Raw genomic sequence first — 13123 nt, 5'->3', positions numbered from 1 at the left:
TATGAAAATGAATTTTACAACATTTCATCTCAGGTGTTACCAGGAATACATCTTTGAAATGGTTCCCAGGATCGATACGAAAAAGTATATAAAGCCGGATGATATAAAACCGCCTTTCTACAATGACAGCAGTTATAATTTTATCAATACCGCGCTGCATAAATTTATAGAATTTAATGCTTTTACAGTTTCGGCAAAACCAACTGCAGCACAGGATCTGTCAATTAAACCGCTTGGCATCAGGATAATGGAGATCCCTGCGCTGGACAGCGCTGTGCGGATAGCGGATACCAGCATACGTGATATTAACTATATCCGTTACCGGGGTACGAGAGCTGGTAAAAATGGGATCAGGATTGTAACAGCCTATCTGCTTCCCGGAGAAAACACTACCCCCTACTCTTATCACCGGGGTACTGAGCAGGCTGCTCATAGTACGATTACGTGGGTAGAGGATATGGACCCGGTTACCGGCGCCATGTATGAAACACGGTTTAAGTATGAAAGCAGGAAGATCCCGGCACAGGACTGGAAGGTGATGCAGAGCTGGATAGACAGAACGGCGTGGTGATCACCTGCGGACATTGACTGTCCGGATACGGACAGGTATTTAAGTTTAGATAATTGATCCCCAATAACTTAACCCATGGCATAATTCCTGTTGCTGCTATTGCCATAAATAACCCGTTATGTTCAGGAACAATTTCAAGATCGCATATAGAAGTATCTGGAAAGACAGGGTGTACAGTGCCATCAATATCCTTGGCCTGGCACTGGCCACTGCCATTTTCCTGCTGATCATTCATTATGTAAGGTTTGAGTATAGTTACGAAAATGTACATGCCAAAGCGGATAACATTTATCGCGTAACGCTGGACCTGTATAACGGCGGAGAATTGGTGACTACAGATTGTGAAACCTATCCGCAACTGGGCCCTACCCTGCAAAAGGATTTCCCCGAAGTAAAGAATTATGCCCGGATAGAACATGTGGGCCACACTGAAGTAAAGTATAACAACAAAGGCTTTATTATAGACAGGGTATATGCTGCGGATTCCCAGTATTTTTCGATCTTCAATATAGACTTTACACTGGGAGATAAAAGCAGGGCATTGACAAATCCGAATGAGACCCTGCTCAGCGAAACCTCCGCTCAAAAGATCTTTGGAACAGAGAACCCCATGGGAAAGGTTTTAAAGGTGGGCGAATATACCTTAACGGTTGCCGGCGTGTTTAAAGACATACCGGAAAACACCCACCTCAAATTCGATCTTCTCATTCCTTTTTCCATTGAAACTAAAACAGACCTCAATGCAAAATGGCAAAGCAACAACAACTTCACCTATGCAGAATTAGTGCCGGGTTCCAGCGCGGAAACCTTTAATCAAAAGCTCTACAAGTTATCCCGGGAGCGTACGAAAGACGAAATAATGGTCGCAGGGCCAATTAAAGATATCCATCTGTATTCAAAACGCGCTTACGAACCGGAACCGGCGGGGAATGCCAATACGGTTAAATTCCTGCTCATTATTGCCATCCTCATTCTTATTATTGGCGCTGTTAATTATGTGAACCTCACTACCGCCCGTTCTTCAGAAAGGCTAAAAGAAGCAGGCATCCGGAAGATCTTAGGCTCCAGCCGCACCGGGCTGATCCGTCAATTTTTCCTGGAATCCCTGATCATTAACCTGCTGGCCTTTGTACTGGCACTGACATTGGTATATACATTCGCACCCTTTTACCTGCAACTGACAGGCAAAGCACTGGGCACACAGCTCTTTAATTCTTATTCTTTCTGGATCACCTGCGCACTTCTGTTCGGGTTGAATTGTTTATTGTCCGGCCTGCAACCGGCTTTTATACTTTCTTCTGTAAAGCCGGTTGTGGTAATGAACAGATCATCCGGTAAGGGTGGCGCTAAAGGCAGTGCATTAAGAAGGATACTGGTAGTAGGCCAGTTTGCAGTAGCGGTAGTGGTAATAGCTTTCACTATTGTCATTTACCGGCAATTGCAGTTTATGCGGCAGCAGGATAAAGGAATGAATCTGGAACAGATCCTGGTGATCAATGACCTGGAAGATGGAAAGAATGATTCCATTCGCGTAAGTATTCACAATGCACTCCGGAATGACCTGCTCAAAGTACCCGGGGTAGAAAACGTTTCGGTAAACGGTTCTTTACCGGGAGTAGACAAAAATTATATGAACACCACCAATAACATCAGGCTTTCCGGTGGGGAAAAAAATAGTTATACTTTTTCAACGTATGCTGTAGATGCCAACTTTGTGCCCCTGATGAAAATGCAACTGCTGGCAGGCAGAAACCTCAGGGATAACGCCACGAATGTTCGTGAAGTATTGGTGAATGAGGAAACCTGCCGTTTACTTGGCTTTAGTTCTCCTGAAAAAGCGATTGGCCGGAATATTACTTATAATATCGAATCTACGATAGTAGGTGTTCTGAAGAATTACGACCAGACGTCCAAGAAAGAAGCTCCCCTGCCAATGATCAATTATTACAATCCCAGGAATGGTAAATACATTGCCATTAAGATCAATACTCATCAGCCCGGCAAAATAATTGAAGCGGCTGAAAAGGCATGGTTAGCACATTCTCCGGGCAGAGCTTTTGATTACTTCTTCCTGGATCAGCTTTATAACCAGCAATACAGAGCAGATATACAATTCGGTAAGATCATTTCTATTTTTTCCATCCTCACTATTTTCATTACCTGCCTTGGCCTGCTTGGGCTTACCGCACATAATATCGCACGCCGTACAAAAGAGATCGGTATCAGAAAGGTGCTGGGCGCCAGTGTGACCGGGATTGTTCAGCTCTTTGCGAAGGACTATGTTAAGCTGATGCTGATAGCGATGGTGATAGGAGTGCCGGTTGCGATATGGGCCGGGCAGAAATGGCTACAGGATTTTGCGTTGCGGGCTTCCATGCCATGGTGGATCTTTGCACTGGCCGGGATGGTCACGCTGGTGATTGCGTTACTGACGGTTAGTTTGCAGTCAGTGAAAGCCGCGCTGGTGAACCCGGTGGATAGCCTGGCGAATGGGGATTAAAGGTAATTCGGGTGAATCCTTTGGTAGATGATATTGAATAAGCGCCCCGCTTTTACACGAGGCGCTATTTTTGGGGTTAAGTATTCGGACATTTATCCGTAACAGAGAATCCTACTGCTTTGATACCATACCATGGGAATACCGTTGAACTATCCCTGATCACACGACTACGTGCAGCCAGGCTTACTGTATATCCGCAATTATCCATGGCGGATACATCTACACTCCATGGTGCATTTTCATCGCCATCATCCGTATTATCCGCAAGGTTACCTACATCACCGGCATCCGGCAATGCATCATAATAACGGCTGGAAGGAGTTGGTACTGTTCCATGCGTATGGGAAGACGGTTGCAGGTCCAGGCTCCATAATGCGAAGTAAGGATGTACTGCTCTCAGGTGACCGCTCACGGTATGATTGGTAGCCGTTTTATCATAGCAATGGCAATCACCGCCATCAATCACCAGGTCAAGCGTTTTAGTGAGGTCAACAGATACGTTAGCAGTTGTGCTAATGGTCATGTGTACATTGTTGATCACTACTGAGAACAGATCAGCTACCTGCTCAATACCCAATGCATCTGTATGGGTAAAGCGGATGGTGTAATTACCATCAGCTAAACCATTCGTACTCCAGCCCGCGAGGTAATGTGTTTGATTGTACAAACCGATAGCGGGGTTTTCTTTGTAGATGAACCAGCCATCAGCAGGTGTTTGCGTATCGCTGAACTCGAGATTCGGGTCCGGTGCAAAATCAATCATAGAGAATGTTTCGGCTGTGGACACGGATGCATAGGTACTATCCGGCGCACCATATTTCTTGTACTCGATCTTGTATTTGATAATGCCATTGAAACCTGCACGGTTAATGATACCATGGAAACTTACCCATCCGCCATATGGACGGTTGTTGTGAGAAGTGGGGTTAGTTGTATCTGAGTTCACCAGGAAAGTTACCGGGTGTATCAGGTCGCGGTCCACTCCTCCTACATGCGTTAATTCCGCTTCTACTTTCGCAGCCTGGCTTGGGCGGATCTGTACAACTGCATCTACCCGGTTACCCCAGGTATTGAGATCATTAGGGTCTGTGGTAGAAGGTAATGAAGACCAGGAAAGCACAGCCCTCACCCTGATGATATTGGGCTGGGCACAGGTGCGGATGCGGTTGGTGAGATTGATGGGCAGGTCTACATTGTAGTATAAACCGTCTGCAGGGATATTGTCAATATCATGCACGGTGATACTGGCAGTGCCGAGGTATTCATCAAAGATGCCATTGTTATTCCAGTCTGCCCAGAAGGCCACGTGTTCCTGTGAGCCATTGTGACAAAGGTCACCACTGAAACCGCTGCTTTTCTTTAGTTTGATTACAGCACCGAGGGTGTCCAGGGGCGTATTTAAGCCCACGCACATCAATTCCTCGAAAGATACATCTGCCTGGCCAACGGGTTTAAGGATGAGGTCCGTAATGGCCTTTACGTCTATTTTCAGCTTCTGTACTTCAAAGAGGTTGTAACTGCTGAGGGTTTTGAACTTCTTCGCATTGGTGAGCAGGGGTGCTACGGTGGAATAGAAAGTTCTGTGATCGGGTACTTTCGCACGTTTGTAAGCAGCGTAGAAAGTTTCCAGCGGCGGGTTCGGCGGCTGCGGGATGTGAATTTCCTCGTTGACATTAATGTGGGCCAGGAAGTCCGGCTTGATCTTTACGTCCAGGGCCTGGAAGATATCTCCCCAGAAGAAACGTCTTTTGCGTTTCAGCTGGATGTCCACATCCTTTACGTTTCCGTAATGCGGGGTGGCATTGGGGTCTGTGGAGGGTACCACATTCCAGGATAATACGGCGCGGACGGTGGGGATCACAGCAGTTCCACAGGTCAGGAACTTACGGTACTTTTCATCATCGATGAAAAGATGCGTCATGTACTTGAGGGGGTGCTGGGGGCCTGCGGGGGCTTCGGAAATGTCTGCTACCTTGAAGCTGGAATAGCCCATGTCCTGGAAGCCGCTACCGTCTTTAAAGTCTACGAAGAAACGCACGTACTCTTTGGAGCCGTTGGAGCAAAGGCCGCCGCTGTAACCCGAGGCCAGTTTGACGCTTACAATGGCTTCCAGTTTTGCTTTTTCCGGGTTAAAACCTACACAGGTGATCTCTTCCCATTGTGTGATGCTGGCTGCCTTAAGGCCCTGCAGGAAGAATTTGTTAAGCAGGAAGGTCTGGCGATTGTACAATAGCTCTGATAGCTGCGCCGCCGACACATTAGGAATTTTGAGTTTTTCCATGATCGTTAATTTTTGGGGTGTATTATTTGGGGTGTTTCGAAATACTTATCTGGGGCTAATGGAGAAAGACCGGGTATAAAGTTAGGAGGGTTATACGGGAAAGGGATGCGTATTAATACGGGACTTATGAGGAGCGTTTAGGTTGATACCGGGGAATGCGAAAGGAATACCTGTGATGCGGGGAGAGCGTCCAGGTTCTTTTGAAGGTGTTGGGTTTTTCAGCCGGGAATGGTTTGGGCTTTAATATGTGCTTCTTCACTGGCATATTCCCAATTTACGAAAAGCCGGAGTCACATAATAAATAGAATATATTTATATATTAAAGGAATTTTTACTTCATGCGAAGGTCGTCTGTATCGTCTGCGTATTCGTTATCATCGTCCAGGGTTATTGTGCTCTGTGTTTTATCCATGGCGGCGAATACGCGTTCCAGCATATTGTCCTCTTTTACTTCGAATACTTCCTGGATCCAGTTGGCGATTTCCGGGCGTGGCATGGGGAGGCCTTTTCTATCGAGGAGATCGATGATTTCGTTGAAGTTTTCGGGGGTGGTGATTGTACCTAATTTCCGCTGCATTGTCTTTTTGTGTAAAGGTAGTAGCTGCGGAGGTTTTGCAATGCTAAGAGATTATTAAGTTTAGAGGAGCTGCAGTGTTCTTTTTGTAATGGCAACACTACCCCCGGTTAGTTGCGTGGATGATATCATCAAAAACAGGTCCCCTTAATTCGTCCTGTTCGAATTGCTTTATCTGTAAGCTGCCCTGGAAATAAACAGCCAGGTAAATAGTTTTACTTTTATTGAAAAGCGTGGTTTTCTTTTTGAATCTAAAATCTGTGGGACTACCACTTAGTGATCTGCTTTTGCCTTTATCATCATACTGAATTACCAGGTTATCATCATTTATGGTGATGGCTATGATACGATAGCGTTCTCTTCCGATCAATTTAAAATACTGCACCAGGAAAACAATGAGCGCCACTCCCAGCGCAATGGTGACCGGAGTGATCAACAGCCCGGCAATGAGGATCACGCAGGTTATAATGGCGGTAAAACGGAAGGTATTGCTGCGCCTTTTAACATAGGTGTTTTTTTCAGTGATGCTGAATTGGAAGAATGGCATAGTGTAGCAATATATAAAAAAGAATACACAGATTTCCCTCATTCTGCTTTCAAACTATTCACCGGGTTGGCCAACGCAGACCGGATGGCCTGGTATCCTACCGTCAGCAAAGTGATCAGTATAATAGCACAGCCGGTTGCCACGAAAACTGACATGCCCAGCGGAACGTGATAAGCAAAATCGTTCAGCCATTGCGTCATTGCCCACCATGCAAGCGGGAAAGCGATCAGTATGGCTATCAGCACCAGTTGCAGAAAATCCTTTGATAACATCAACACAAAGTTACCAACGGTGGCGCCCAGTACTTTTCGTATACCAATCTCTTTCCGGCGGCGTTCCGCAGTGAAGGCCGCAAGGCCAAAGAGGCCCAGGCAGGAGATGATAATGGCCAATCCGGCAAAATACCGGGAAATGGTGGCCACCAGTTTTTCTGAAGCATATTGCACCTGGTAGTCGTTATCCAGGAAGCGGTAGTCAAAGAAAAATCCGGGATTGAAAGTATTCCACAATCCGTTGATGCGGGCAATGGTTGCCTTTTCCTGACCGGCTTTGATCTTAGCCATCACCAGCATGGTTTCCTGTGGTGCCAGCTTGAAAATAAATGGCCTGATGGCTTCGTGCAGGGAGTTGAAATGGAAATCTTTCACTACGCCAACGATCCGTTTTTCCCGCTGACCAAGACTGATTGTTTTACCAATGGGATCTTTGATATCCATTGCTTTAATAGCGGTTTCGTTGAGGATCACGGCGCCTGTGTCTGAAGCATAGTTCCTTGAAAAAGACCGGCCTTCCATCATTTGCATGTCCAGCGTTTCTATCAGATCGTAGTTTACCGGCATCTGGTTAAAACGGATCTTACCGTCCTGGTTCTTTCCTTCCCATCTTACACTTCCATCAGGCACAAAACTGGGTAAAATGATCTGTTGCTCTATGCTGGATACATTTACTACTCCCGGAATATCTTTTACTTCAGCCAGGAAGGCAGCAGCCTTCTCTGCAGCCCTGCCCTGCAGCTCAAAACAAAGCACATTGTCTTTGTTATAACCGGGCGATTTCGTTTCTACATAACTGATCTGGTTGTATACCACCAAAACTGCTATGATAAATACTGCGGATACCGTGAACTGGAAAGTAACAAGCCCTTTCCTGGCCCAGAGTTCTCCCGCAGAGCGATGGATGGCGCCTTTAAGTGCCTGAAAGCGCGAAAGGTAAAATGCAGGATAACTCCCTGCCACCAGGCCGGTCAATAAGGTAATGCCCAGCACAGCCAGCAGCAATGCGGGATCGAACACAAACACTTTACCCGTAAGCTGTCTGAATTGCGGCAATAATGCCCATACAATAAGCAAAGCTATCAGTAAGGCTGCCAGGCTCATCAATACAGACTCTCCCAGGAATTGCCGCACCAGCGAAAACCTGCCGGCACCTAAAGATTTTTTAACACTGATCTCCTTTATCCGCCGGGAAGCCTTGGCGGTAGAGAGGTTCATAAAATTAATGCAGGCGATCAGCAGGATGAAAATGGCGATAACAGTAAACAGTTTTACATACCCTATCCTTCCTCCGGCCTGCACACCGTTTTCATACTTACCATACAAATAGCCATCTGCATAAGACCGCAGGAAAGGTTTTGTTATGGTATCATTGAAATTTGCATGCAACAGATCTGTGATCTGCTTACCCGGTATTTCCCTGGCTGATACGATATACGTATTAAAGGGACCGGTAAGTGTATTGGATGAAGGAACGATATCGTACCAGGCTTCCAAGGGTAATACAAAATCGTATTGTGCAGTGGAGTTAACAGGAAAGTCTTTGAAAACACCAGACACGATGCAGGGTTTTCCAAAGGTCAGCCACTTCCAGGATAACTCTTTTCCTATTGCACTATCCACAGAATGAAATAATTTTTTTGCCAGTTGTGCTGATATCACAATACTGTTTTTGTTTTCCAGCACCCTGTCTCCCTGCAACAACTCATAGGAAAAAACAGAGAAGAAGCCTTTGCTCACAAAGTTGCCTTTTGCACTGAGGGTGTTTTCTTTCCGGGACAGGTTGAAGTTCCTGAACCAGGCCGCAGGTGTGGTGGTTGCCGTGTACTCCACTTCAGGCATGCTTTTCAGGAGAACGTCTCCCACGGTGTTGCCGGTACCTTCCCTGGTGGCAATACGGTCTCCTGCGTTTTCATTCAGCATTACCTGGTATACATTCCTGCGGTGGAATTTATCTATGTTCAATTCATCGTGTATCCATAAGCCAATCAGTAATGCACACGCTAAGCCCGTAGAAAGGCCTGCAAGATTAAGGATAGTGAATTGACGGTCTTTGATCAGGTGGCGCCAGGTTGTTTTAAGCATCTTTAACAGGTTATTGCGCATTCAGGTACTAAAAGAATGCCTGAAAGTAAAAAGGTTTTATTCAGTATTATACATATTTATATTTTCAATACCTGTCCGTTTTTGATACATGAGGTGTTCGGTTATTAACCCGATTGGCTGATTAAATTCTGCCGCTTATAATCACTCAGTGTTTGCCCTGTATGATTCCTGAATACGCGTGATAAATAAGAAAGACTTTCAAAACCTGTTTCTTCGGCTATTTTATAAAAAGGAAGATCAGTAGTAATGAGTAACAACTGCACCCGTTCCACTCTTTTTAATTGCACATAAGCCAATGGCCGCTCCCCGGTGTTCTTTAGGAAAAGCCTCGAAAAGTAATCGGGATGCTGATTGGCTCTTTGTGCCAATCCTTCCACAGTGATATTAGTGAGCAGGTTGCTTTGAATAAAGTTGATGGCATCCATTACTTTTGGATGGATCATGGTCCTCTCTGCGATCCGAAAGTTTTCCGGAGCCATGAACCGTGAAAGCAACTGCAATATTAACCCGCAGGTTTCCATAAATACTGCCGGTGGTATGAGGTTATTCATGTCCTGGTAACTCCTGAGGATGTCACTCTTTTCGTAGTCCCTGGGGTTATAGGACGTCTTGATGGCACGGTTGGGATTTAGTGACAGGATGCGTTTTACGCAGTTAATATCTTCTGCACTGGCGGATTGTTTAAAGATCTTCCTGTTAGCGGCAAACAGGGAAATACCATCTGCAGATTCTTCCATGAATGACACATAATATTGACTCAGTTCGTTCCTGCATTCATAATTGCAGGTAGTAAAACTGGGAATAAGATATAGATAGCCATCTTCCAGTGTTACGGCCCCTTCATCATTATACAGCTTCCCCTCCCCTCCGTCTATATAATATAACCGGTAGAAAATGCTTTTTATGTTATTGTAATGCCAGCTTTTGTTCAACTGTACGTAGTCCGTGTTCAGTAACGTAAAGGAATTCATAAAGTCGGATTTGTACAAATATAAGTTGTGTTTGTGTATTGCTGTTACAATAAGGGTTTATTAAATTTATGGACAACCAAATAAGTCGCTTTTATCCACGTAAAACATCTTTTAATGCGGCGGATCATTATTATACTACTGTTGCTTGCATTCGTGATCGGGATGAGTGTGTTTGTATTTTCTTCCACGACACCGGATATGCCGGATGATGTACAGGCTGCCTATGATGCCCTGAACGGGCCATTGGATTATAATATCGATGTAAAGCCCATCCTGTCTGACAAATGTTTTGCCTGCCACGGGCCGGATAAAGCAAAACAAAAAGCAGGCCTGCGGCTGGACATAGCTGACCATGCCTATGCTGACCTTCCGGAGAATAAAGGGAAAGTGGCCATTACTCCCGGCAACCTCCATAAAAGCGAACTGTTCCACCGGATCATTTCTACTGACCCAAAGTATTTAATGCCCACGCCGGAGTCCCACCTGAGCCTCACAGCTACAGAAAAAGCCATCCTGATAAAATGGATCGAAGACGGAGCGAAATATAAAACACACTGGGCCTTTGTTAAACCAGAGAAATCAAAAGTGCCTCGGGTTAAGGGCGTACAGGTAAATCCCATAGATAACTTCATCCAGGCTAAACTGCAAAAAGAAGACTTACTGCCGGCAGCGGAGGCTGATAAAGAGTTATTATTAAGACGGGTATCACTGGACCTTACAGGTTTACCACCCACCTTAAAAGAGATCAATGACTTTATCCGGGATACTTCTCCCAATGCATATGAAAAGCAGGTGGACCGCTTACTCAACTCTCCCCATTTTGGTGAAAAGATGGCAGTGGACTGGCTGGATGCTGCGCGGTTTGCAGACACACATGGTTATTCGATCGATGATGAAAGGGATATGTCTCCCTACCGTGATTGGGTGATCAAAGCATTTAATACCAACCTTCCTTATGATAAATTCCTGCAATGGCAACTGGCAGGTGACCTGTTCCCACAAGCCAGCAGGGAGATGATCATCGCTACAGCCTTTAACCGTAATCACCAGCAGAATATGGAAGGCGGGGTTGTGGAAGAAGAATTCCAAACGGAATATGTGGTAGACAGAACAAATACATTTGGCGATGCCATGTTAGGATTATCTATCGGCTGTGCCAAATGCCATGATCACAAATACGATCCCATCACCCAAAAGAACTATTACGAACTGTTCAGTTTCTTTAACAACGTAAAGGAGGCCGGGCAGATCTCATTTGATGGCGCCATGCCTACTCCTACCTTGCTGCTGACTACAGCAGAAAAAGAACGGGCTATGCAATCTATTAAAGACAGTATTGCACAGATAAAGGTCCCAACCAACGGCTTTGAACAATGGATGAATAGTAAAACCTATCAGCAGCTGGTTGCCTATAAGATACCCTCAGACAACTTACAGGCTTTGTTCTCATTTGATCAGGCTGATTTTAAAAATACGGTAAATAAAAAACAGGAAGGTGTGATCAGAGGGATGAAGAATGATCCCGGCAAGGGAAGTGATTTTGCAGCAAACGGTACCGGAAAAGCCATGAAATTAAATGGTGATAACTGGCTGGATGTGAAACCCATTGGCATGTTCCGTAAATCACAACCTTTTAGTATCGGATTATGGGTGAACATTCCCAACGCATTAACACAGGGTGTGATCTTTCATAAAGGAGACAGGGAACGTTTGTATAACTTCAGAGGGTATCATTTGTATCTGAAGGATAATAAACTGGAGATCATGATGGCACATACGGCACCTTCAGATGCCATTACCAGGATCAGTAAAGATGCTATGCCGCGTGATAAATGGATACAACTCACCGTAACCTATGATGGTTCTTCCACCGCAGCAGGTTTTAATCTTTACCTGGATGGTGCGCCCATGCCCATGGAAACCACCATGGACCAGCTCAGAAAGGATATCAACTTCGGGAATGGCCCCCATGAAGCAGGATTGCAAATTGGTGGCTGGGACCGCGGCTTTGGTATTACCAATGCATTGGTAGATGACCTTGTGGTATATAACCGCAACATTACGCCACTGGAAATAAGCATCCTGGCAAAGAAAACATCCTGGGCTGCGATTGCAGCCAAACCTGATCCGGTGGCTTTAAAACAATACTACCTGTCTGTTGCTGATACTGCTCAGCAAAAGGAACGCATACGGTTACGCAACAAACTGGCGGATACCGTGGCCACCATAAAAGAATTAATGGTGATGCAGGAAATGCCTGTTCCTAAAAAAACATACTTACTCAAACGCGGCAATTATGATATGCCGGGAGAACAGGTGTTCCCTAATACACCGGCCAGTTTATTACCTTATCCAAAGGACCTTCCTAAAAACAGGTACGGTCTTGCGCAATGGGTCACTCATCCTGATAATCCTTTAACTGCAAGAGTAACAGTGAACCGGTATTGGCAGAATTTCTTTGGCACCGGACTGGTGAAAACATCAGAGGATTTTGGCAACCAGGGTGAAATACCCAGTCATCCTGCATTGCTGGACTGGCTTGCCGTTACCTTTATAGACTCAGGGTGGAACGTAAAAGCGATCAATAAACTCATTGTAATGTCTGCCACATACCGCCAGGATTCCCGGGCAGGAAAAGCGGCGAAGGAAAAAGACCCGGATAACCGTTTACTGTCACACGGCCCTGCGTATCGTATGTCCGCAGAAATGGTGCGGGATAATGCGTTGCAGGCAAGTGGATTGCTGAACCCTGAAGTGGGTGGCAGAAGTATTAAACCTTACCAGCCAAACGGGCTATGGGAAATCAACAGCAAAACGTATCACCAGGATACGGGTAACCTCGTGTATAAACGCAGTTTGTATGTATTCGTAAAAAGATCTGTGCCCAACCCCACACTGGCCACCTTCGATGCGCCTTCCCGGAGTTATTGCATGGTGAGGCGGCAGAAAACAAATACACCCCTACAGGCACTGGTTACCCTGAATGATCCTACTTACCTGGAGGCTGCAAAAGTAATGGGGGAACAGATGGCAAAGGAAGCCGATAACAAACAGGCTATTACGCTTACGTTCAAGAAATTAACGGGCCGTTCACCGCAAGCGGCAGAGATGGAATTGCTATTACAACTACAACAGAAAGAACTGGCAAAATTCAGACAACACCCACAAAAACAAAGAGGCTGGCTGTATGCCGGGCAATATAAATTCAGCGGGCCCATAGATAGTGCCCTGGTAGCTGCGAACACTGTAGTGGCCAGTACTATCTTAAACGCTGATGCATCACTGATAAAAAGATAAACAC

At 45.6% G+C, this 13123-nt stretch carries 8 protein-coding genes; 3 read left to right on the top strand and 5 right to left on the bottom strand.

Annotated features, from left to right (window positions below; genetic code table 11):
- The first annotated feature begins 7 nt into the window (after window positions 1-7).
- Both AAHN97_RS09255 and AAHN97_RS09250 read left to right on the top strand, forming a co-directional pair.
- Window positions 8-571, top strand: a complete 564-nt coding sequence (locus AAHN97_RS09255) for a hypothetical protein (protein WP_343307299.1) — start codon at window positions 8-10, stop codon at window positions 569-571.
- Window positions 572-689: 118 nt separating this feature from the next.
- Window positions 690-3071, top strand: coding sequence for an ABC transporter permease (locus AAHN97_RS09250; protein ID WP_343307297.1), 2382 nt, complete (start codon window positions 690-692; stop codon window positions 3069-3071).
- A 76-nt stretch (window positions 3072-3147) separates the two neighbouring features.
- Here AAHN97_RS09250 and AAHN97_RS09245 read toward each other — a convergent pair whose 3' ends face one another.
- The 5 genes from AAHN97_RS09245 to AAHN97_RS09225 all read right to left on the bottom strand — a co-directional run bounded on the left by AAHN97_RS09245 (window position 3148) and on the right by AAHN97_RS09225 (window position 9822).
- Window positions 3148-5352, bottom strand: a complete 2205-nt coding sequence (locus AAHN97_RS09245; RefSeq protein WP_343307296.1) for a hypothetical protein — start codon at window positions 5350-5352, stop codon at window positions 3148-3150.
- Window positions 5353-5683: 331 nt separating this feature from the next.
- Window positions 5684-5929 (bottom strand): hypothetical protein, encoded by a 246-nt coding sequence (locus AAHN97_RS09240; RefSeq protein WP_343307295.1) that lies wholly within the window; start codon window positions 5927-5929, stop codon window positions 5684-5686.
- Between the two features lie 97 nt (window positions 5930-6026).
- Window positions 6027-6473, bottom strand: a complete 447-nt coding sequence (locus AAHN97_RS09235; protein ID WP_343307294.1) for a hypothetical protein — start codon at window positions 6471-6473, stop codon at window positions 6027-6029.
- A gap of 38 nt (window positions 6474-6511) precedes the next feature.
- Window positions 6512-8830, bottom strand: coding sequence for an ABC transporter permease (locus AAHN97_RS09230; protein WP_343307293.1), 2319 nt, complete (start codon window positions 8828-8830; stop codon window positions 6512-6514).
- A 125-nt stretch (window positions 8831-8955) separates the two neighbouring features.
- A complete protein-coding gene (locus tag AAHN97_RS09225; protein ID WP_343307292.1) occupies window positions 8956-9822 on the bottom strand; it encodes a helix-turn-helix domain-containing protein in 867 nt (288 codons plus the stop codon).
- A gap of 114 nt (window positions 9823-9936) precedes the next feature.
- On the opposite strand from AAHN97_RS09225, the gene AAHN97_RS09220 reads away from it, so the two are divergent.
- On the top strand, window positions 9937-13119 hold the full coding sequence (locus AAHN97_RS09220; protein WP_343307291.1) for a DUF1553 domain-containing protein: 3183 nt from the start codon (window positions 9937-9939) through the stop codon (window positions 13117-13119).
- Window positions 13120-13123: the final 4 nt, after the last annotated feature.

Origin of the sequence: Chitinophaga niabensis, from assembly GCF_039545795.1 — a bacterium.
Classification (GTDB): Bacteria; Bacteroidota; Bacteroidia; order Chitinophagales; family Chitinophagaceae; genus Chitinophaga; species Chitinophaga niabensis_B.
This window is presented reverse-complemented; position numbering and strand designations above follow the sequence as displayed.

What these genes read in the sequence shown, in the direction of transcription:
- AAHN97_RS09220 (WP_343307291.1), top strand. Translation starts at nt 9,937, where the DNA reads ATGCGGCGGATCATTATTATACTACTGTTGCTTGCATTCGTGATCGGG.
- AAHN97_RS09250 (WP_343307297.1), top strand. Translation starts at nt 690, where the DNA reads ATGTTCAGGAACAATTTCAAGATCGCATATAGAAGTATCTGGAAAGAC.
- AAHN97_RS09225 (WP_343307292.1), bottom strand. Translation starts at nt 9,822, where the DNA reads ATGAATTCCTTTACGTTACTGAACACGGACTACGTACAGTTGAACAAA.
- AAHN97_RS09230 (WP_343307293.1), bottom strand. Translation starts at nt 8,830, where the DNA reads ATGCTTAAAACAACCTGGCGCCACCTGATCAAAGACCGTCAATTCACT.
- AAHN97_RS09235 (WP_343307294.1), bottom strand. Translation starts at nt 6,473, where the DNA reads ATGCCATTCTTCCAATTCAGCATCACTGAAAAAAACACCTATGTTAAA.
- AAHN97_RS09240 (WP_343307295.1), bottom strand. Translation starts at nt 5,929, where the DNA reads ATGCAGCGGAAATTAGGTACAATCACCACCCCCGAAAACTTCAACGAA.
- AAHN97_RS09245 (WP_343307296.1), bottom strand. Translation starts at nt 5,352, where the DNA reads ATGGAAAAACTCAAAATTCCTAATGTGTCGGCGGCGCAGCTATCAGAG.
- AAHN97_RS09255 (WP_343307299.1), top strand. Translation starts at nt 8, where the DNA reads ATGAATTTTACAACATTTCATCTCAGGTGTTACCAGGAATACATCTTT.